This window comes from Micromonospora sp. NPDC003197 (genome assembly GCF_053590565.1).
In genome coordinates, this window is sequence record NZ_JBSFTE010000015.1 from 71,625 (window position 1) to 92,455 (window position 20,831).

The 20,831-nt window shown below is 70.4% G+C and carries 19 protein-coding genes and 1 pseudogene; 10 read left to right on the plus strand and 10 right to left on the minus strand.

The window, feature by feature from the left end:
- Nucleotides 1–24: 24 nt before the first annotated feature.
- The 9 genes from hpnH to ACWDV4_RS18340 all read right to left on the minus strand — a co-directional run bounded on the left by hpnH (nucleotide 25) and on the right by ACWDV4_RS18340 (nucleotide 10,413).
- The gene (gene hpnH, locus ACWDV4_RS18300; protein ID WP_449980198.1) at nucleotides 25–1,026 is read right to left on the minus strand and encodes an adenosyl-hopene transferase HpnH; all 1,002 of its coding nucleotides are present in this window, start codon (nucleotides 1,024–1,026) and stop codon (nucleotides 25–27) included.
- On the minus strand, nucleotides 1,023–1,685 hold the full coding sequence (locus ACWDV4_RS18305; protein ID WP_449980201.1) for a phosphorylase family protein: 663 nt from the start codon (nucleotides 1,683–1,685) through the stop codon (nucleotides 1,023–1,025). The genes hpnH and ACWDV4_RS18305 overlap by 4 nt, the downstream gene beginning before the upstream one ends.
- Nucleotides 1,682–3,814: a squalene--hopene cyclase gene (shc, locus tag ACWDV4_RS18310; protein WP_449980203.1), complete on the minus strand. Its 2,133-nt coding sequence runs from the start codon at nucleotides 3,812–3,814 to the stop codon at nucleotides 1,682–1,684. The genes ACWDV4_RS18305 and shc overlap by 4 nt, the downstream gene beginning before the upstream one ends.
- A complete protein-coding gene (locus ACWDV4_RS18315; RefSeq protein WP_449980206.1) occupies nucleotides 3,814–4,863 on the minus strand; it encodes a polyprenyl synthetase family protein in 1,050 nt (349 codons plus the stop codon). Before ACWDV4_RS18315 ends, shc begins: the two co-directional genes overlap by 1 nt.
- The gene (gene hpnE, locus ACWDV4_RS18320; protein WP_449980208.1) at nucleotides 4,860–6,209 is read right to left on the minus strand and encodes a hydroxysqualene dehydroxylase HpnE; all 1,350 of its coding nucleotides are present in this window, start codon (nucleotides 6,207–6,209) and stop codon (nucleotides 4,860–4,862) included. Before hpnE ends, ACWDV4_RS18315 begins: the two co-directional genes overlap by 4 nt.
- On the minus strand, nucleotides 6,206–7,084 hold the full coding sequence (hpnD, locus tag ACWDV4_RS18325) for a presqualene diphosphate synthase HpnD (protein WP_449980211.1): 879 nt from the start codon (nucleotides 7,082–7,084) through the stop codon (nucleotides 6,206–6,208). Before hpnD ends, hpnE begins: the two co-directional genes overlap by 4 nt.
- Nucleotides 7,081–7,971, minus strand: a complete 891-nt coding sequence (hpnC, locus tag ACWDV4_RS18330) for a squalene synthase HpnC (protein ID WP_449980214.1) — start codon at nucleotides 7,969–7,971, stop codon at nucleotides 7,081–7,083. Before hpnC ends, hpnD begins: the two co-directional genes overlap by 4 nt.
- 176 nt (nucleotides 7,972–8,147) lie before the next feature.
- Nucleotides 8,148–8,990: a DMT family transporter gene (locus tag ACWDV4_RS18335; protein ID WP_449980216.1), complete on the minus strand. Its 843-nt coding sequence runs from the start codon at nucleotides 8,988–8,990 to the stop codon at nucleotides 8,148–8,150.
- A 106-nt stretch (nucleotides 8,991–9,096) separates the two neighbouring features.
- Nucleotides 9,097–10,413, minus strand: a complete 1,317-nt coding sequence (locus ACWDV4_RS18340; protein WP_449980219.1) for an MGDG synthase family glycosyltransferase — start codon at nucleotides 10,411–10,413, stop codon at nucleotides 9,097–9,099.
- Nucleotides 10,414–10,712: 299 nt separating this feature from the next.
- On the opposite strand from ACWDV4_RS18340, the gene ACWDV4_RS18345 reads away from it, so the two are divergent.
- The 4 genes from ACWDV4_RS18345 to ACWDV4_RS18360 all read left to right on the plus strand — a co-directional run bounded on the left by ACWDV4_RS18345 (nucleotide 10,713) and on the right by ACWDV4_RS18360 (nucleotide 14,037).
- The gene (locus tag ACWDV4_RS18345; RefSeq protein WP_449980221.1) at nucleotides 10,713–11,423 is read left to right on the plus strand and encodes a hypothetical protein; all 711 of its coding nucleotides are present in this window, start codon (nucleotides 10,713–10,715) and stop codon (nucleotides 11,421–11,423) included.
- A 24-nt stretch (nucleotides 11,424–11,447) separates the two neighbouring features.
- The gene (locus tag ACWDV4_RS18350; RefSeq protein ID WP_449980224.1) at nucleotides 11,448–11,705 is read left to right on the plus strand and encodes a hypothetical protein; all 258 of its coding nucleotides are present in this window, start codon (nucleotides 11,448–11,450) and stop codon (nucleotides 11,703–11,705) included.
- Nucleotides 11,705–12,109 carry a hypothetical protein gene (locus tag ACWDV4_RS18355; protein ID WP_449980227.1) on the plus strand — a complete coding sequence of 135 codons (405 nt, stop codon included), beginning with the start codon at nucleotides 11,705–11,707 and terminating at the stop codon, nucleotides 12,107–12,109. The genes ACWDV4_RS18350 and ACWDV4_RS18355 overlap by 1 nt, the downstream gene beginning before the upstream one ends.
- Nucleotides 12,110–12,300: 191 nt before the next feature.
- Entirely contained in the window at nucleotides 12,301–14,037 is a 1,737-nt protein-coding gene (locus tag ACWDV4_RS18360) for a GAF domain-containing protein (protein ID WP_449980230.1), read from the plus strand.
- 81 nt (nucleotides 14,038–14,118) lie between these two features.
- Here the strand turns inward: ACWDV4_RS18360 and ACWDV4_RS18365 are convergent, their stop codons facing one another.
- On the minus strand, nucleotides 14,119–14,757 hold the full coding sequence (locus ACWDV4_RS18365) for a response regulator (protein ID WP_449980233.1): 639 nt from the start codon (nucleotides 14,755–14,757) through the stop codon (nucleotides 14,119–14,121).
- 222 nt (nucleotides 14,758–14,979) lie between these two features.
- On the opposite strand from ACWDV4_RS18365, the gene ACWDV4_RS18370 reads away from it, so the two are divergent.
- The 6 genes and pseudogenes from ACWDV4_RS18370 to ACWDV4_RS18395 all read left to right on the plus strand — a co-directional run bounded on the left by ACWDV4_RS18370 (nucleotide 14,980) and on the right by ACWDV4_RS18395 (nucleotide 20,816).
- Entirely contained in the window at nucleotides 14,980–15,975 is a 996-nt protein-coding gene (locus ACWDV4_RS18370; protein WP_449980235.1) for an Acg family FMN-binding oxidoreductase, read from the plus strand.
- 11 nt (nucleotides 15,976–15,986) lie between these two features.
- Complete coding sequence (locus tag ACWDV4_RS18375; RefSeq protein ID WP_449980238.1) at nucleotides 15,987–16,850, plus strand: universal stress protein; 864 nt, start codon at nucleotides 15,987–15,989, stop codon at nucleotides 16,848–16,850.
- A pseudogene (locus tag ACWDV4_RS18380) lies at nucleotides 16,847–17,803 on the plus strand (Acg family FMN-binding oxidoreductase); the annotation flags it as partial. The gene ACWDV4_RS18375 and the pseudogene ACWDV4_RS18380, both read left to right, overlap by 4 nt.
- Nucleotides 17,804–18,026: 223 nt before the next feature.
- Entirely contained in the window at nucleotides 18,027–18,590 is a 564-nt protein-coding gene (locus ACWDV4_RS18385) for a hypothetical protein (RefSeq protein ID WP_449980240.1), read from the plus strand.
- A gap of 175 nt (nucleotides 18,591–18,765) precedes the next feature.
- On the plus strand, nucleotides 18,766–19,149 hold the full coding sequence (locus tag ACWDV4_RS18390) for an ArsR/SmtB family transcription factor (protein WP_449980242.1): 384 nt from the start codon (nucleotides 18,766–18,768) through the stop codon (nucleotides 19,147–19,149).
- Nucleotides 19,146–20,816 carry a SulP family inorganic anion transporter gene (locus ACWDV4_RS18395; protein WP_449980244.1) on the plus strand — a complete coding sequence of 557 codons (1,671 nt, stop codon included), beginning with the start codon at nucleotides 19,146–19,148 and terminating at the stop codon, nucleotides 20,814–20,816. Before ACWDV4_RS18390 ends, ACWDV4_RS18395 begins: the two co-directional genes overlap by 4 nt.
- Nucleotides 20,817–20,831: the final 15 nt, after the last annotated feature.

Genomic DNA, 20,831 nt, shown 5'->3' on the forward strand with positions numbered 1-20,831 from the left:
TCCAGCCGGTCCGGGGCGCCTGGGTCAGGCCCGCAACGCACGGATCGACTGACGCAGCGACGACATGGTTGCCAGCACGGCCGTCGGCTCGTACCCACAGTGCGCCATGCAGTTGGCGCAGCGCGGATCACGGCCCCGCCCGTACGCCGACCAGTCGGTCGTCTCGATCAGCTCCCGATAGGTCTCGGCGTACCCGTCGTTCATCAGATAGCAGGGGCGCTGCCAACCAAAGAGCGAGTACGACGGGATGGCCCAGGCGGTGCACTGGAAGTCGACCTGGCCCTCCAGGAAGTCCAGGAACAGCGGCGAGTGGTTCAACCGCCACCGGCGACGCCGCCCGTCAGCGAACGCCTTGCGGAACATCGTCCGGGTCTCCGACACACCGAGGAAGTGCTCCTGGTCCGGTGCCTTCTCGTAGGCGTACGCCGGGGAGAGCATCATCTGATCGACGCCGAGGTCGTCGTTGAGGTAGTCGAGCACCTCGATGACGGTCTGCGGGGTGTCGGTGGAGAAGAACGTCGTGTTGCTGGTAACCCGGAAACCGCGCCGCTTCGCCTCCCGTACCGCCTCGACCGCCTGGTCGAAGACTCCCTCCTTGCAGACCGAGGCGTCGTGCCGTTCCCGCAGTCCGTCGATGTGCACCGCGAACGAGAAGTACGGCGAGGGCCGGAACAGGTCCAGTTTCTTGGTCAGCAGCGCCGCGTTGGTGCACAGGTAGACGAACTTGCGGCGGCGGAGCAACTCCGCGACCATCTCGTCGATCTGTGGGTGCATCAGCGGCTCTCCACCGGCGATGGAGACGATCGGCGCACCGCACTCCTCGATCGCCCCGATCGCCTGCTCCACCGGCATCCGGCGTTTCAGCACGTCGGCCGGGTGTTGGATCTTCCCGCAGCCGGCGCACTTGAGGTTGCAGGCAAACAGCGGCTCCAACTCCACCAGCAGCGGATAGTACGCCCGGCGGCGCAGCTTCTGCTCGATCAGATAGCGGCCGACCCGGAGACTCTGACGTAGTGGCATGCTCATCTCGGACGTTTCTCCTTCGGAAGGGTGAAGTGCACGTCTTCGACACTGGTCGTCGCCTGCTCCACTGCAGTACGCAACGACACCGTCCCGGCCCATTCGGCCAGCGCCGGGCCGGCCCGGGTCAGCGCCCGCAGCGCGCGGGCCACCCGGAGTAGCGTCCCGGGCCGGTACAGCGGTGCCGCCGGCCCGTCCGCGATCGCCCGTACGCAGGCCACCGGCCGATCGGCGGCCTCGGCGAGCAACGCGGCCGACTCGGTGTCGACGGCCAGCGCCCCGGTGGCAGCCAGTCGCGTACGGGCCGCGCCGTCGACCCAGCGGCGGCTGCTCACCACCGGCCCGAGACACACCGTCAACCCGCGTCGACGCAGCGCCGCGGCGAGCGTTGACGCGCCCCGACAGGGCAGCACGGCCCCGGGGTGCTCGCCGGCGAGGCGTACCTCGGTGGCGACCACCAGGTCCCCCGGGCCCAGCTGCGGGGAGAGCGCACCGGCGATACCGGCCACCGCCAGCACCTTCGCGTCCCCGTGCCGGGACGCCGCACGGGCGGCCCGGGCCAACCCCGTTCCGGTACGCCGGACCGGCGCGCCGGCGGGCAACGCGCGGCGCAGCGCCCAGGCTTCCAGTCGCATCGGCGCGAACAGGACCCAGTCCCCGGTCAACTGCCGGCTCCCCCGCCGGTCGACGGGGCACCGACGGCGACGCCAGTCGACAGGGTGCCAATATCGGCGCCAGTCGACGGGGTGCCGGTTTCTCCGTCGGGTGACGGCGTGCCGGCGGCGACACCGGTTGGCGTGTCGCCGGTTCCGGTCGCGTCGAGCAGGCGGCCGAGCGCGGTGACCGGGAAGACCAGGCGGTAGAGGTGGTAGTTGATGTAGAAATCGCCGGGAAACCCGGTTCCGGTGTAGTGCGGCTCGTCCCAGCCGCCATCCGGGCGTTGGGTCTCCACCAGCCAGCGCAGCCCCCGTCCGGCCGCCGCCGAGTCACCACCGCCGGCGGCGTGCAGGGCGAGCAGCGCCCAGGCGGTCTGCGAGGCGGTCGAGGCACCCCGTCCCCGCCAGTACGGGTCCTGGTAGGAGCGCAGGTCCTCGCCCCAACCGCCGTCCCGGTTCTGCTGGCGGTGCAGCCACTGGACGGCCCGTACGATCACCGGATCGTCCGGGCGCATTCCCGCCGCGACCAGCGCCGGCACCACTGCGCCGGTGCCGTACACGTGGTTGGCTCCCCACCGGCCGAACCAGGAACCGTCCGGTTCCTGGGCGCGCAGCAGCCAGTCGACGCCGCGGCGTACCGCCGTCGAGCGGGCCATGCCCTCGGCGCAGAGCGCCTCCACGACGTGCGCCGTCACATCGGCGCTGGGCGGGTCGATGACCTCCCCGAAGTCACAGAACGGCAGCGACCGGGCCAGGGTCCGGGTGTTGTCCGCGTCGAAGGCCCCCCAACCCCCGTCCCGGGACTGCATCCCGCACAACCAGTGCAGGCCCCGCTCCAGCGCGGCTCCGACCTGTGGGCTCGGGGCGGTACGGCGTAGCGCCAGCAGCACTTCGGCGGTGTCGTCGGTGTCCGGGTAGCCGTCGTTGTCGAATTCGAACGCCCAGCCGCTGGGGGCCAGGCCGGGCCGGCGTACCGCCCAGTCCCCGGCCACCCGGATCTCCTCGTCGACCAGCCACCGGCCAGCCTTGACCAGCGCGGGATGCTCGGCCGGCAGGCCGGCATCGGCCAATGCGACCACCGCCAGGGCGGTGTCCCACACCGGGGACTGGCACGCCTCCAGCCGACGTACCGGCCCCTCGGGGGTCTCCTCACGGACGGTGAACCGGTCCAGGCCAGCCAGGCCAGTCCGCAACACCGGGTGGTCCAGCGGATAGCCGAGCAGGTGCAGCGCGAGCAGTGAGTAGACCCAGGGGGGCTGAATGCCGCCCCACGAACCATCGGCCTCCTGCCGGGCCACCACCCACTCCGCCGCGCGGCGGAGCGCGTTGCGGCGCAACAGCCCGACGGGGCGGCGCTCGTAGCCACGCAACGCCGCGTCAAGGCCGTACAGCCAGCCGGCCCGGTTCCGCAGCGACGGGGCACGGACTGGTCGGGCACCAGTACGCAGTTCGGTGAGGGAGAAGCCGAGCGGGCGGACCGGCCGCAGCGCCCGGACGATTGCCAGCGGCACAATCGTCTGCCGGGCCCAGCAGGCGAAGTCGTAGACGTTGAGCGGCATCCACGACGGCAACAGCACCACCTCGGGCGGGACGGCGGGCACCCGGTGCCACGACCATTCGCCGAACAACGCCAACCAGATCCGGGTGAAGACCCGGCTGCGCTCGATGCCGCCGTTGGCGAGCACGAACTCGCGGGCCCGGACCATGTGCTCCGCGTCGACCGGATCGCCGGCCAACCGCAGCGCCGCGTACGCCTCGATGGTGGTGGAGAGGTCTGAGGGTCCGTCGTAGAAGGTGGCCCAGCCCCCGTCCGGGTGCTGCCGGCTGCGGATCCACCGGGCGGTGGGATCGGTCTCCGCCGGAGTGAGGATGCCGAGGAACTGCCGCATGAGCAGGTCCTCGGCCTCCATGGTCACGTTGGTCTCCAGTTCCCCCTGCCACCAGCCTTCCGGCTGCTGGCGGGAGAGCAGATGCTCGCGGGCGCGGGCCAGTGCCACCTCGGCCCGGGCTCGCAGATCATCGGGCTGCTCGACGGTGCTCCGGTCGACATTGCTCCGGTCGACGGTGCTCTGGTCGACGGTGGGCTCGATGGTGGGCTCGACCGGCTTGGCGCCGGCGGAAGAGAGCAATCCGGTCATCAGTAGGTCCGTCCGGTCATGAAGTGTGCAATCGCGGTCAGGTCGTCGTGCAGCGGTGCCAGGGCCGCCGTACCGAGCAGGCCGGCGGCGCCCATCCGGGCGAGCTGGTCCAGTTCGGTCAGGGCCTCGGTGAGTAGCCGGTCCGCCTCCTTCACGGTCCAGTCCCGAGCCCCGGTTTCCTCGATCAACATGGCTGCCAGGGAGAGATCGCTCGGGCTCAGTTCCCCGGCGGCGCAGTACAGCTCCCGGAACTGGTCACTGGCCGGCCCACCGGCGGTCAGTGCCCGTACCACCGTCACCGTCTTCTTCCGGGCGCGCAGATCGGCGAGGACCGGTTTCCCGGTAACGGCTGGTTCACCCCAGATGCCGAGCAGGTCGTCGACGAGCTGGAACGCCAGGCCGAGGCGGTCGCCGTACCGGGCCAGGCCGCGGGTCAGCGGCGTCGGCCCACCGCACAGCACCGCGCCGAGGGTGGCGGAGCAGGACAACAGGGCCGCAGTCTTGTTACGGGCCATGGCCAGGCACTCGTCGAGGGTCACCTCGGTACGCCGTTCGAAGGCCATGTCGGCGGCCTGCCCGGCGATCAACTGCCGGACCGCCACCGTCAGGCACCGGGCGGCGGCGACCGCATCGGGGCCGGGCAGCTCGGAGAGCACGTCATTGGCGAGGTTCAGCAACGCGTCGCCGGCCAGGATCGCCGGGCCGACGCCAAAGGCGGTCCAGGCGGTGGGCCGATGCCGCCGTTCCGCGTCACCGTCGATCACGTCGTCGTGCAACAGGGAGAAGTTGTGCACCAACTCCACCGCGACCGCGCTGGGCAGGCCGTCGCGATCGGACTTTCCGGTGGCCCGGGCGGAAAGCAGCGCCAGCGCGGAACGCAGTCCCTTGCCACTGCCTCCCTCGGTCGGTTCGCCGGTGACATCCCAATATCCAAGCTGGTAGCCGGCAGTCAACCGGGTGTGCGAATCGAGCCGGTCAAGCGCCGCGTGGATCGCGGGCCGGACGATCGGATCGGCCTCGGCCAGGATGTGGGGTCGTGCGACGGTCATGTCGTTACCTCCGTCAGGGTTGTCTTCGACGCGAGGTGTTCGAGCACCACGCCCGCCGCTCGTTGCCCACTGCGTACCGCCCCCTCCATCGTGTCCGGCCACCCGGTGTCGGTCCACGCCCCGGCCAGGGCCAGGCCAGGCAGGGCGGTCCGCGACGAGGGCCGGACGCTGCGCGTACCGGGGCGTTGGCGGAAGGTCGCCCGGGGTTCCCGGGTCACGAAGACCTCGCTCACGGCGGTACGTCCGGCGGACGGGAAGAGTTCCGCCAGTGCGGCCAGGTAGGTACGGGCCAGTGCCCCGGCCGGGGTGTGCAGGACGGACTCCGCAGCGGAGATCGACACGACCAGGTACTGCCCTGAGGAGTCGGGCGGGGTCCGGTCGAAGAGCCACTGCACCGGTGTGTCCAGACCGGCGGCGAACTCCAGGTCGGTGACGCGCTGCCGGTAGCGCACGTGCACGTTGACGATCGGCGCGGCACCAAGGGACGACCAGCGGGCCCGATCTGGGGCCGCTGCCTCCGGCACCAGCCGCGCCGCCTGCTGGTGCGGTACGGCCAGCACCACCGCCTCGGCGGTCACCCGGTTGTGGTCGGAGCGGATCTGGAAGCCCCCCCGGTCTACGACGATCTCCCGGACCCGGGTGCCGGTGCGTACGCTCGCGCCCTGCTGCCGGAGCAGCCCAAGCGCCGGTACGGCGTGCAACTCGGCCAGGGAGGTGGTCGGCCGCCCGATGTCACCAGCGTCGGCCCGATCGAACAGTCCGGTGCGGAACACCCGGGCGGCCAAGGCGAGCGAGGCGTGTCGGGGCGGGGCGTTGAGTGCGGCGACGCAGATGAGTTCCCACAGTCGTTGCACGGTCTGCGCATCCTGGCCGTGCTCGGTCAGCCAGTCACCAAAACTGATCTCGTCGGAGGCGGGGGCCTCCGGCTCGACCGCCCGCAGCGCGGAGGCCGCCCGGATCGCGGTGAGTCGCTGCCGCAGCCGCAGTGGACGGTAGGTCAGCAGCGCCGGCAGCAGGTGCGCGGGTGCGGGCAGTCGGCGATCCCGGGCCAATGTGTGTGGAGGCGCGCCGGGCCGCAGGATCGGTACGGCAAACGCGTCCTGCATGGTGGTCCGTTCCGTCGTGCCGAGGCGCCCCAGCAGGTTGCGGTATTCCTCGTAGCAGCGCAGGAAGACGTGCTGGCCGGTGTCCACGGCGAGGTCACCCCGGCGGAACGAGTAGGTGGCTCCGCCCAGCGAGGGACGGGCCTCCAGCAGGGTGACCCGGTGACCAGCGTCGGTGAGGCGCAGCGCCGCCGTGATGCCGGCGAGCCCGCCGCCGATGACGCAGACGTGCCCGGCCTTCACGCGGTGCTCCGGGCCATCGCCCGTGCCGCGACGTACGCCTTCTCCCAGCCGGTGAGCGCCACCCGACGGCGGGTGACTGCGAGCGGGTCGGCGATGATCCGGGCCAGCAGCCGGTGGTAGATGCCGGCCATCGCGGCCACGCAGGCGGCACTTCGCCGGTCCAGCATGGGCAGCAGCCTGAGCCCGGTCCGGTAGTAGCGTTCGGCGCGGTGCGCCTGGAAGCGCAGCAGTTCGATCAGTCGGTCCGGTTCGTCGCCGAGCCCACCGTCGGCGGTCAACTCCAGCCGGCACCCGAACCGGTCAAGGTCCTCGCCGGGCAGGTAGACGCGGTTCTGGGTCCGGTCTTCGAGGACGTCGCGCAGGATGTTGGTCAGTTGCAGCGCGATGCCGAGGGTGTCGGCCAGTTCGCTGGCCTCGGTCCGGGACGCGGACGGCCGCATCTCGAAGACGCCGAGGGAGAGCCGACCGATCGAGCCGGCGACGCAGCGGCAGTAGCCGGTCAGTTCGTCGAAGGAGTCGTACCGGGTGCCCTGCACGTCGGCCACGCAGCCGTCCAGCAGCTCGTCCAGGGCCGCGAGCGGGATGGGTAACCGGTTTGCCGCGTCCGCCAGGGCGAGTAGCACGGGGTCGTCAGTGTCGCCGGGGAGTTGGTGCAACGCGGCGCGGATCTGGTCCAGCCGGGCCAGTTTGGTGGCATCGGGAAGGTCGCCGTCTCCGACGTCGTCGATTCGACGGGCGATCGCGTACACGGCGCACAGCGGGCCGCGCCGCTCCGGCCGTAGCAGTCGGATGCCGTAGTAGAAGTTGCGGGCCTGGCTCCGGGTGATCTGTTCGCATTCGCGGTAGGCCAGCATCAGGCGGGTGTTCCCGGTCATCCGGACCTCCCCAGGGCCGTCCGCAGTAGTTCACTGACCAGGGTGGCGCGGGTGGCCCGGGGCGGTCCGGGCAACGGGTCGTAGTCGCACCTGGCCAGCGCCCGCAGCGTCGCCCGGCCGCCGGCGATGTAGCCGCTGACGGCAAGTCGGGCCCAGCCTCGCAGCTGCGCGACCAGTGGTGCTCCGACATCCAGTTCCGCACTGGCCCGCTCAGCCTGCTGCCGGATCACGGACCGCAGGCCGGCACTGGCGTGCGGCGCGTCCAGGTCCGCCTCGGTCACCCCGGAGCGGGCCAGGTCGTCGGCGGGGAGGTAGATCCGCCCCCGCCGCCGGTCCTCGGCGATGTCCTGAAGATGCTCGATGATCTGTAGTGCGGTGCAGATCCGGTCCGAGAGTGCCACCCGACGGGGCGAGGCTTCGTCGAAGATGTGCAGGACCAGCTCACCGACCGGATCGGCGGAGAGATGACAGTACGCGACCAGATCCTCGTACGAGGCGTACCGGACGACTGACTGGTCACGCTTGTTGGCGGTGATCAGCCGAAGCAGTGGCTCCATCGGCAGTTGACAGGCCGCCACGGTCGGCGCGAGCCGAATCAATGCCGGCGTAGTCGGGCGTCGACCCGAGTACATGTCCCGCACCTCATCGGCCAACTCGGCCAACCTGGCCAGTCGAGTGGCGGGGGTGTCGTCCACTCCGGCGCAGCCTGGTTCGTCGCCAATGTCGTCGACGAGGCGCGCATAGTCGTACAGGGCGAACAGATGTTGCCGGATCGCCCCGGGCAGGACGCGGAGCGCGACGGGGAAGTTCTCGCCGGCCCGTACCGTCTCCGGATCGCGCCGATCGAGGGCGGGGTCCGGCGGCGGGCTGGTCACACTGTCAGTCACAGCAAGCACATGCTTCCTCTCGCGGCGGGTGCGAACCCCAGGGAGAAGCCGTAGTCCTTCACTTGCACTGAGTAGTCGTTTCGGAGCCTAATCGACATCTCGCACGAATGGCTGGCAACACCCCGAAATCGCTTCTTCTCAGAGAACATCCTGGTAAGGCGTGCTTTAACCAGGTGCTACTTCGACCGAGTGGTGGTGGTCAGCCAGATGCCGATGACCATGACCACCACGGCGACGATCTCGATCGGCAGGCGTATCCCGTCGAACGAGAGCTGTTCCTTGAACGCGACCACGCCGATGATCACGCCACCGAACGGGTCCAACAGCGTGATGGCGGTCAGCGGGGCGGCGATCGGCCCGGCCTGGAGCGCGTTCTGGTTCAAGATGAACGCGCTGATCCCCACCACAAGCAAGGCGTAGAGGTGCCAGTCCGCGAACAAGGACAGCGGATCGACCGTCACCTTGGTGGCGACGTCCTTCAACAGACCGGCGGCTAGGGCGTACAGCAGTCCGGTGGCAATACCGAGCAGGGTGCCCCGGCGCGCTCCCCTGACCCGCCAGGCCAAGGCGAGACATATCCCGACGAGCGCCCCGACCACGATCACCACCGCCAGCCAGGCTGTCAGGGAGGGACTGGAGACACCGGCCTTCGGGTCGGCGGCAATCAGAAAGGCGGTAAGTCCCACCGCCCCGACCGCCACCACGAGGAGATCTCGCTTGTGTGGTCGCCGCCGTTCCAGCGCCGCCTCCAGCGGAATCGCCATGAACAACCCGCTCATCAACAGCGGCTCGACCAGCGCCAGCGGACCGGCCCGCAGCGCGAGCGCCTGTAGGACGGTGCCGGCGACGTCCGGGACACTGCCGAAGAGCCACATCGGCCTGCGGAGCAGGCGGGTCAGCAGCCTCGGGTCGAGCGTCCTCGTCGGTCGTTCCTGCTTGGCGGCGTGCTGCTCCAGTGCCGAACTCAGCGCGAAACAGATGGCCGCACCGATGCCGAACAGAATTGCGGCGACGTTCATGGCGCGCCCCCCGGCGGCGGCGCAGGTCGGCCGGCCACCGTTGGCGCAGGCTGGCCGGCCACTGTCGGCGCGAGAGCCAGGGCGAGAGCCCTGGTCGGTTGGCGCATCAGCCGCTCCGTTTGCCGGCCCGGGCCGGCATGCGGGTCCGGCATCGATCTGGTGACCGACCGGCCCGGTACGCACCCCACCCGCTCAGCATTCGGCTGGCCATGTCGGCCACCATCCCGGTTCGTACGGTGCGGAGCGGATGACCGGGCGGCGAGGTGGACGCTCCCTGCTCCTCCCGGCGGATGAGTTCGTTGATCCACCAGGTCGGGTCCGACTCGAAGAGTCGCAACCCGGCTTCCCGCTGTCGTTTCCCGCGCTCCCCCTGGATGAGTTCGTCGAGGACCGGGCCCAACTCCTCCCGTCGGCGCACCCAACTCGACACTCCCGCCCGCGCCATGGTGACAGCGTTCGCCCTGCCGTGCCCCGGAATCGGGCGGTAGGTGGCGACCGGCACCCCGGTGGCCATCGCCTCCAGCGCGGTAAGTCCCCCCGCGTTCTCCACCAGGACGTCAGTGGCCCGCAGCAAATCGGCCATGTCGTCCACCCAGCTCAGGACGTACCCCAGGCCCAACCCTCGAAGCCGGCGATACAGCGCCTCGTTGCGGCCACACACCACCACCGGCACCGCCGCCCGGCTACGAATGATCTCCGCTGCGGTTCGCTCGACCTCCCCCACGCCCCATGAGCCGGCCACCAGCAATGCCAGCCGCCCCTGGGCGGGCAGTCCGAACCGCTGCCGGGCCGCTAGGCGCGCCTGATCCGAGACGGGCCCGAACCGGTCAGCGACCATCCGCCCGGTGATGTGTACGTTCCCGGCTTTCAGGGCGAGCGCCTCGGACCTGGTCGTGGAATGGGCGGCGCAGTGCAGATCGACGCCGGGCGACACCCAGATCCGATTGACCGCGAAATCAGTCAGATAGGTGACCACTGGTACGGAGAGTCGTCCGGTCCGGCGCATCGGCCCGAGGAGCTGACTGGCGATCGGATAGGTCGACACCACCAGCCGGGTGTTGGCCGGCAACCGCTCCAGGATCCGCCGCCGGGCCGGGCGCAGCAGAAAGCGGGTCGCCGGGGCGGACCCGACGAAGGTGTTGCCGATCGCGAAGAGCAGGCCGTATATCCAGGATGCTCTGGTCAGCATCCCCCGGTAGGTGCCCCGGAGCGCTCTGCCCAGCCCCCACGGCAGGACATCCGCGAGGTCGTGCAGGCGGACCTGGAAGCCATACGTCCGCAGCCGCTCGGCCAACTCGTTGGCTGCGCCGTCGTGCCCGGCACCAGCGCTGGCCGAGAAAATGATCACCGAGCCGGCCGAGGGTACGGCACCATCGGACATCGCCGTGACGCGGCGATCAATGCCGTTCGGGTGGAACGTCATCCGGCCATCTACCCGAGCAGCGGGCGAAGAATCCCCGAACTCGTCTCGGATACGAGCCCACTCATCCGACACACCGCCCGATCTGGGACGAACACCTGCTCTTCTCATGAATCCCCGGCCGCAGTCTGTCGGAGTAGCGACAACCTGCGGCGGTCGTCAGGAATGCGACACGCATCGACATTGTCTGATCGGAACTCGTAGATAAGGCTGCGAGCACCGCTGCGGTTGGTCCCCCGGACGTCGTCAGAGCCGGGGTCCCCGCCAGCGGCCCGACATGCACCCGACCAGGAAGGTTGACCATGGACGACACTCGACATCCGGTCTCCCGCCGAGGACTGTTGGTGGGGACGACCATGGTCTCCGCGCTCACCCTGGGCGTGCCGGCCGGCGGCCCGGCACAGGCGAAGCCGTCGGTGCACGCAGAGCCGCTCGGCGTACCTGTCAGCCGGGACCGGATCGCCGCCGCGCGGACCCGGCGGCCCGGCAGTGGTCCGACCCCGTTGCGCTACACGCCGGACTTCCACGAACGGTTGACCGAGTGGCTGCGCTTCTGGTGGGCCAACGCACCCCGCCTATGGGTGACCCCCCTGGAGGTGGTTGCGGAGACCACGTCCGACGGGCGGACCCTGCTGTTGACCAGCATCAGCCAGTTGAGCCGGGGGCGCGCGGAAACCGGTTTCGACGCCGGGCAGCCCGATTCGGCGTATTGGGCAACCCTGGCCAGTCTGCACCACCACTTTTCGGTCGTCCGTCCCGAGCCGGCAGCCGGTCGGGTACGGGTCGAGAACGGGCCGGCCGGCTTCACCGGCTCCGCCGAGCAGGTCGACTTCGCGGTGAGCGCCTGCCGGGAGGTGTGGGGCTACGCCGCTGCGACGGCCGGCAACTGGTCGGAGTACGGCGATCGTGCCCTACGCCGGGCCGTTCAGCAGGGCAATGTCCAGTCCCGCGCCGGCTGGGCGGCATTCACCAGGGCCACCCTACGGCTCGGTCTCGGCACCGAGTCGTTCTAAGAGAAACGGAATCGAGGGGGAACGATGGCAAAAAACGAGTTCCGATTCGTCGTAGACGGAGTCGAACTGGACGAGGTACAGAAGGCCCGTATCGCCGGGGAGATCCAGAAGGCGGGGCTGGACGCCCTGCACACCGTTCAGGCACGTCTGGACAGCCCGGTGACCGTCGGGCACGGCAACATCAAGCTCCGGCCCGAGTGGCACGGTCTCTGGGTGCTCAGCGGCGACCGCGCGCGGGACATCGGCGCGAAGATCAACGACCTCGGGTTCTTCCTCGAGTGATGTCCGACGAATCGCGGCGTACCGACCCGCCGGAACGGATGTGCCCGAGCACCCCACGGGAGAACGCCACCGTGTTCCTCGGGATGATCACTCCGGCGGGCCGGGTCGCCTACGTCACCCCGGCCGTGCCCGCCCAGGTCGTCCTCGACGACCAGGACGAGACGGCCGGCCCGGTCGAGGCCCGGTACCGGCTCGCCGGCCCGTGTGTCACCTCGTCCTGTGGCTTCTGGACTGGTGACCACTGTGGACTTGGAGCGCGTCTCTCCGTCTCCTACCAGGAGACGGCTCCACAGCCGGAAACCGGCCTGCCCCGGTGCGCGATCCGGCGAAGCTGCCGCTGGTTCGCCGAGCAGGGAGCGGCCGCCTGCGGCCCCTGCTCACACGTAGTTACCGACGCACGTTGATCAGGGGGACGGTCCTCGGCGCGACGCACCGGGACCGTCCCCGCCGATTGGCTGGGGTCACGCCAGCGCGAACCGCAGCTTCGTCGCCCTGACGTGCGGAGCCGTGACCTACCGAGTCATGACATGCAGAGCCATGACGTGCGGAGCCATGAGGTGCGGAGCCCTGGTCCGCACCCCGGTAGCATCGGCGGATGACCGCTGACGCCACCCCGCCCGCGGGCGACCCGCACCGGGAGAGTCCGTCCCTCGGACTGACCCCGCTGTCCCGGGTGCGGCTCGACGAACTCCTCCAGGAGATGCTCGACCGCGTCGGCCAGGTGATGGCCAGCCGGGAACGGCTACGCGCCCTGCTGGACGCGGTCGTCGGCATCGGCACCGATCTCGACCTGCACAGCACCCTGCGCCGGATCGTCGAGGCCGCGTGTGACCTGGCCGGTGCCCGGTACGGTGCCCTGGGCGTCATCGGTCCGGATCGGCAACTCGCCGAGTTCATCACGCACGGCATCCCGCCCGAGGCCCATGCCGCCATCGGTGACCCACCGCACGGTCGCGGTGTGCTCGGGCTGCTGATCGCCGATCCCCGCCCCGTCCGGATGCCGGACATCACCAAGCACCCACAGTCCTACGGCTTTCCCCCGAACCACCCGCCGATGCACAGCTTCCTCGGGGTGCCGCTGCTCATTCGGGAACACGTCTTCGGCAACCTCTACCTGGCCGACAAACAGGGCGCCCGGGAATTCACCGAGGACGACGAGGAGATCGTGGTAGCGCTCGCCGCGGCGGCCGGGGTGGCAATCGAGAACGCCCGGCTCTACGCCGTCGCCCACCGTCGGGAACGCTGGCTCGCCGCCGCCGCCGAGATCACCGGCGTGCTGCTCGGCGAGGTACGTCGTACCGACGCGCTCACCCTGATCGCCCGCCGGGCCCGTCAGGTTGCCGAGGCCGACCTGGCCCTGGTGCTGCTCTACGACGAGGACGCCGAACAGCTCACCGTCGAGGTGGTCGACTCTGCCGAGGACCGCTCCCCCCGGCTGCTCGGCACCGTCCTGCCGGCCGAGGAGACTGCCTTCGCCGACTCGGTGACGCATCAACGACACACGGTGATCGAGAGCCTCGCCAAGGCCGCGCCCTGGCCGGTGCCGGTGACCGCCGGACCGGCCGTGGTCTCGCCGCTGGCCGCCGGGGACCAGCTCTCCGGCATACTGGTGGTGGCCCACGCCGATGGGCGGGCTCTGCCCAGCGACGACGACGTACCGCTGCTGGCCAGCTTCGCCGGTCAGGCCGCCCTCGCTCTGGAACGGGCCCGAGCCCAGGAGGAACGCGAACTGCTCGCCGTCCTGGAGGACCGCGAGCGGATCGCCCGGGACCTGCACGACGTGGTCATCCAACGACTCTTCGCCACCGGACTGCAGTTGCAGAGCACCGTCCCGCTGGGCAGCCGACCCGAGGTGGTGAGCAAGCGGATCAACGCCGCCGTGGACGACCTGGACTCCACCATCCGCGACATCCGCCGGGCCATCTTCGAACTGCGTACGCCGATGAGCGCCGCGTTGCGCACCGAGATCCGTGACGCGGTCGACGCGGCGGCCGGGGCGCTGGGCTTCCGTCCCGTCCTGGAGCTGGTCGGCCCGATCGACAGCGCGGTGCCCGACGCGGTCCGCCCCGATCTGCTCGCCGTGCTCCGGGAGGCGCTGTCCAACGCCGTCCGGCATGCCCAGGCGGAGCAGGTCACGGTGGGGGTACGGGTCGACGGCGGTCAGCTCACCCTGACGGTGACCGACGACGGAATCGGCACCGACCCCGCCCAGGCGCGCGGTGGCCTGGTCAACCTACGGGAACGCGCGGCCGGGCACGACGGGACGTTCGAGATCCGTCGAGCCGAGCCGCACGGAACGGCACTGTGCTGGAGCGTGCCGCTGCGGGACTGATCCGCCTCGATCGGGACGCGCCGACCCGGGCTGATCGGGGCGGGGTCTCGGGTCGATCGCGGCGGGTGGGCCTCCGGTCGATTAGTGCCGCTCGCCAAGCAGCCGGGTGGCCAGCACCGCCGCCTGGGTACGCCGTTCCAGACCGAGCTTGGCCAGCAGGCTGGAGACGTAGTTCTTCACCGTCTTCTCGGCCAGGAACATCTTGCCGGCGATCTCCCGGTTGGTCAGCCCTTCGGCGACGTACTCCAGAATCCGCCGTTCCTGCTCGGTGAGCGACTTCAGTTCCCGGGGCTCCTCCACTCCACTGCGAATGCGTTCCAGCACCCGCCGGGTGACCGCCGGGTCGAGCATCGACTGGCCGGAGGCGACACGACGTACCGCGTCGACCAGGTCCGTTCCCCGGATCTGCTTCAACACGTAGCCGGCGGCCCCCGCCATGATCGCAGCGAAAAGCGCCTCGTCGTCCTCGTACGAGGTGAGGATCAGGCCGGCGATCGACGAGTCGATCGCACGCACGTCCCGACACACGTCGATACCGTTGCCGTCGGGCAGCCGCGCGTCCAGGATCGCCACGTCGGGACGTAGCGCGGGGATGAGTCGAGTCGCCTCCTGCGCCGAGCCCGACTCACCGATGACCTCGATGTCGCCGGCGCTCTGCAGAAGGTCGGCCAGGCCACGGCGGACCACCTCGTGGTCGTCGAGCAGGAAGACGCGGATCATGCCACTGTTTCTACCTGACAATGGCCACGATCGCACAGGGCCGAAGGTCCCGGCCGCTCGCCCGCCGCCAAAAAGCCCCGCCGACAAAGTCGCAGGACAGGGCCAGTGGGGCCACACATGCCCGGTAGGGGCAGGTATGCCCCACCGAGTCGGGACGTCCGGCCCTGTCAGGCTGGTCACATCTTGGGCAACCTGGAGTCCTGAGCATCGAGGAGGCGTCCGATGACTGGTAACACCGTACCGCCGTCCGCCGACGTCCCAGCGGCCCTGGCGGAGGCGGCGCGCCAGGCGCTGCGCGCACCGTCAGTGTTCAACTCGCAGCCGTGGCGCTGGTGGGTGGGGCGGGACGCCCTGGAACTGTTCGCCGACCGGAGTCGCCAGCTGTCCGTGACCGACCCCGAGGGGCGACTGTTCACGGTCAGCTGCGGAGCGGCCCTGCACCACGCTCGGGTGGCACTGGCTGCCGCCGGGTTCCGGGTCGAGGTGGCCCGGTTCCCCGACCCGACCGATCCCGACCTGCTCGCCAGCCTCCGGATCGTCGACCGGCAGCCCCCGCCCGACGGGCAGGTACGACTACACGACGCCATCCCCCGGCGACGCACCGACCGACGAGCCTTCGGTGCGGAACCGGTGCCGGCCGAGGTGCTCGACCACCTGCGTGGCGTGGTCGAGGAGAACGGTGCCCACCTGCACATCGTGCGGGCGGACCAAATGCCGATGCTCGCCGTGGCGACCGCCCAGGCGGCCGCCAGCGAACTGGTCGACCCGGCCTACCGGGCCGAACTGATCCGCTGGACCAATCGGCCACCGTGGAGCGGCGATGGGGTCCCCGCCAGCACCGCCGTACGGCAGGAGCCGCGCCGGGTTCCCGTACGCGACTACGCCCTCGACGGGCGGGCCGGGCTGGAGGTGGGCGAGGGCACCGACCGGGGCGCGACGTACGCCGTGCTGTACGGCCCCACCGACGAGCCGGGGTCCTGGCTCCGGGCCGGTGAAGCGCTCTCCGCACTGTTGCTGACCGCGACGGCCGAGGGGCTGTCCGCAGCACCGCTGAGTGACCCGATCGAGCTGGACTGGCCCCGCCAACTGATGCGGGACCTGCTCGCCGGTGCCGGCGAGCCGTACCTGGTCCTGCGGGTGGGGGTTCCCGCCGTCGCGGACGAACTGCCCCCGGTGCCGCGTCGCGACCCGGACGAGGTCATCGGTTTTTCCGGCTAGGAGGTGGCCGAGTGCGCCCGATCATCACGGTGGGGGTCGGCGGCAGCGGCGGGTGGTCCGCGCTGGCCTGGGCGACCGAACAGGCCGCCGCCACCCGCGCCGCGCTGGTGCTGTGTCATGCCTGCCCGCCTGGTTCGGCGTTGGCCGGCCGGGGGCCGGGCACCCCGATTCGGCTGTTGGAACTCTTCGATCCGGCGCTGGCTCGGGCGGTGGCGAGCACCCGTACCCGGCTCGGTGACGCCCGGGTCCGGTTGCGTCTGTTGCCCGGCGACCCTGGCGACCTGCTGGTGGCCAACGCCCGCGACGCGGACCTGCTGGTGATCGGCCTATCCGGTGCAACAGCCTCCGACAGCGCTGCCAGTCTTACCCGCCGGGTCGCCACCCAGGCCCCCTGCACGGTGGTGGTGGCGCGGCCGACCAGCGCCGGTACGGACGCCGCCTTCGCCGGTCATGTGGTGGTCGGTGTGGATCCGACCATCGCCGGTCATGCGGCACTGGAATTCGGCTTCCGCTACGCCGACACGCATCGGCTGCCCCTGGCAGCGGTTCGGGTCACGCCGGTCGGGCAGTTGCCCATCGATCCGGCCGACCTGGCGTTGCTCGCCGCCGAGGTCGATCCGTGGCTGCACAAGTATCCGGAGGTGCCGGTACGCCAGGCGGAGTTCGTCGGCGATCCCGGTCCTGCCCTGCTGCGCGCCGCCACTGGGGCCCGGCTGCTGGTCGTCGGTGACCACGGTCGGGACGTGCCGCCCCCGCTCGCATCCTCGTGGGCTCCGGTCACCCCGTTGGGCGAGGTCAGCGGCAGTGTCATCGATCATGCCAACTGTCCCGTCGCCGTCGTACCCGGATGGGAGCGACCAGGAGGAAACCCATGAGCGACGTCGCTTACACCAGTGCCGACCTGCGCGCCGCTGTTCCCGCCGCAGGTCGGGCACCGTCGTTGCACAACAGCCAGCCCTGGCGGTTCCGGCTCCGGGATGGTGGCATCGAAGTGTTGGTCGACCCGGAGCGACGGCTACCGGTCACCGACCCCACCGGCTGGGCCGCCCGGCTCAGTTGCGGGGCGGCCGTGTTCAACCTCCGGCTCGCGCTGGCGGTCGCCGGCACTCCCGCCCAGGTACGCGTCCGGCCGTACCCGGAGGAACCCGACGTGGTGGCCCGGCTGACCCCGGGCCGCGCGCGGCCGCCCACCCCGGTCGACCAGAAGTTGTACGCGGCCATCGCGCGGCGGCACAGCAACCGGGCGCCGTTCTGGGCAAATCCGGTCCCCGCCGAGGCCCGGTGGCGGTTGATCGAGGCGGCTCGGGACGAGGGCGCCTGGCTGGACCTGATCATCGGTACGCCGGCCGTGAACGCCTTCGCCGAAATCGCCAACAGTGCCAACCGGGTCCTCAACCGCAACCCCCGCTACCGGGCGGAGATGGCCCGCTGGGTCCGGTACGAACACGCTGCCGACGGGGTGCCGGTCACCTCGGGCGGGCCGATCTCCGAGTCGCAGGACCTGCTGCCGCAGCGGCCGTTCGGAGTACACACCCGGGCCCCCGGTCGGGACTTCGAACCCGAACCGCTGGTCGCCGTGCTCGGCTCCGCCGGCGATTCGGCCGGTGACCAGATCACCGCCGGTCAGGCGATGCAGCGGGTGCTGCTCACGGCCACCGACGCGGGACTGGCCGTGTCGCTGCTGTCGCAGCCGGTGGAGGTGCCCGCCGCCCGGGAGCAGTTGCGGCTGGCCCTGGGCCGGTTCGGTGCGCCGCAGATCGTCATGCGGATCGGGTACGGCCAACCGGGTTGGCCCACGCCGCGCCGGGATATCGACGAGCTGATCGACGACGCGGAGTCCACTGCGGAGGCAGTTGGGTCGACATCAGTGATTGCGGATGCCGACCGGGTGCGTCAAACTCCCACAAATGGCGTGTCGCCAGTGGACCTGATGGGTACGGGTCCAAGGTCCCAACCGACCACAGACCCCCGGCCCTAGGCCCGGACCAGGCCAGAAGCGTTAACTGGAGATAGCTCCCCCCGCGGAGCACCCCGATAAACCGGGAAAGGACGTGGAGACGATGACCGCGCTGACCGAGCGGCCCACCACCCGGACGACAACCGCCTCGACCCCCGCCGAGACCACTCGGCAGAAGGCCACCCGCTACGTCTGGGCCGCCGTCCGGCTGGCCCTGGGCTGGACCTTCCTCTGGGCGTTCTTGGACAAGACGTTCGGACTCGGCCACAGCACCGAAGCCAAGGCGGCCTGGATCAACGGTGGCCACCCCACCGAGGGCTTCCTCAAGTTCGGCGCCGAGGGCCCGTTCAAGGGCTTCTACAACGGCATCGCCGGTGCCGCCTGGGCTGATTGGCTGTTCATGCTCGGCCTCGCCGCCATCGGCACGGCCCTGCTGCTCGGCATCGGCCTCCGGGTCGCGGCAGTCGCCGGTGGCCTGCTCTACGTGATGATGTGGACCGCCGTCCTGCCCCCGGAGACCAACCCCTTCCTGGACGACCACCTCATCAACACGATGGTGCTCGCGGGCCTGGCCCTGGTGGGCGCGGGCAACACCCTGGGCCTTGGCCGGCTCTGGGGACGCCTGCCGCTGGTGCAGCGGATGCCCTGGCTGAAGTAGTCCCCGCACCATCCGGGCGGGTCGGGCGATATGCCCGGCCCGCCCTTTCGTTGTGCGACGACGCGGGGCTGGTGGCGCTGTAGCGGCCACCTCTTTCTTTCACGTTATGTGGTGTGCATCACAGTTGGGCCCCCCACTTGTCGTTGAGAATTTGAAGAGATCTTCAATTCATCAAATGATGGTTCCGTTGTACCAGGCCAAGGCAGAGTTCTTCCGAATGCTGGGCCACCCGGTACGGATCCGGGTGCTGGAGTTGCTGGGAGAAGGGCCGAAGCAGGTCCGGGAGTTGCTCACCGAGATAGAGATCGAAGCATCGAGCCTGTCCCAGCAGTTGGCGGTGCTACGCCGAGCAGGCATCGTCAGCTCCACCCGCGACGGCGCCACCGTCACCTACACGCTGGCTGGACCAGATGTGGCCGACCTCATGCGAGCAGCCCGACGCATCCTGACCGAGATGCTGACCGGCCAGGCCGAGCTACTCGGCGCGCTCCGTGGCGCCGACGCCGACGCCGACCCCGACCCCGACCACCCCACCGATCGGCTGTCGGCCGAACGATGAAACCCATACTGACCGCTGTACGTCGGCTCATGCCCACCCGGGCAGACTGGTCGGCGATGCGCCGCCAGCCCGGCCGGGACCTGCTCGCCGGGTTGACGGTGGCGATCGTCGCGCTGCCGCTGGCGCTCGGGTTCGGCGTCGCCTCCGGCCTCGGGGCAGCCGCCGGACTGGCCACCGCGATCGTCGCCGGTGCTCTCGCGGCCCTGTTCGGAGGCTCGAATCTCCAGGTCTCCGGCCCGACCGGGGCAATGACGGTGGTGCTCGTGCCGATCGTTGCCACGTACGGCCCCGGCGGGGTGCTGACCGTGGGTCTACTCGCCGGAGTGATCCTGGTGGTACTGGCCTTCGCCAAGGCCGGCCGGTACGTGCGCTACGTACCCGCTCCGGTGATCGAGGGCTTCACGGCCGGTATCGCGGCGGTGATCCTGTTACAGCAGGTGCCCGCCGCGCTCGGAGTGAGCGCGCAGGGCGAACGGGTGACAGCGAGTGCATGGCATGCCCTGGTCGAATTCGTCCACCAGCCACGCTGGCCCGCCCTACTCCTCGCCATCGCCGTCGCGGTGATCATGCTGCTTGGAGCGCGGTGGCGCCCCACGGTCCCGTTCTCCCTGCTGGCCGTGGCCGCGGCCACCATCACGACCATCGTCTTCCAACTGCCGGTGGCACCGATCGGCGCGCTGCCCGCAACGCTGCCCCGCCCGTCGCTGGACTTCCTGGATCTGACCGCCGTTCCGATGCTGGCCACCTCCGCGGTGGCGGTGGCCGCCTTGGCGGCGTTGGAGAGCCTGCTGTCGGCTACGGTCGCCGATGGTATGACCGTCGGCCAGCGCCACGACCCGGACCGGGAACTGTTCGGGCAGGGTGTGGCGAATCTGGTCACCCCGCTCTTCGGTGGGGTGCCGGCAACTGCGGCGATCGCCCGTACCGCGGTCAACGTACGCTCCGGCGCCGGTTCCCGCCTGGCCGCATTGACCCACTCGCTCGTCCTCGCCCTGGTCCTGCTGGCCGCCGCGCCCCTGGTCGCCACGATCCCGCTTGCCGCGCTCGCGGGTGTGCTGATCGCCACCGCGATCCGGATGGTCGAGGTGGGGTCGCTCGCCGCACTGGCCCGCGCCTCCCGCTCCGACGCGGTGGTCATCGCGCTCACCATGATCGCCACTCTGCTCCTGGATCTGGTCGCCGCCGTGCTCATCGGCATGGTCGTCGCCGGCGCGCTTGCCCTGCGCAAGATCGCCCAGTCGGTACGGCTGGACCAGGTGCCGCTGGACGAAGGTGACCACCATCTGGAGGAGCTGGAACTGCTGGCCGACCACATCGTGGCCTACCGGCTGGACGGACCGCTGTTCTTCGCCGCCGCGCACCGCTTCCTACTTGAGCTGTCCGAGGTCGCGGACGTGCGGGTGGTGATCCTCCGAATGTCCCGGGTGTCCGCCATCGACTCGTCTGGCGCTATCGTTTTACGGGACGCGATCGAGCGGCTACACCGTCGGGGCATCATCGTCTACCTCTCCGGGATCCGGTCCGAACACCGCCGGACCCTCGACGTGCTCGGTGTCCTGGATCCGCTCGACGCCCAGGGCAGGATCTTCACCGACACCCCTGCGGCGATCACCGCCGCTCGGCTGCACCTGCGCGGCGTCGGCATCCTGACAGCAGCCCAAGAATGAACCGGGCGGCGACGG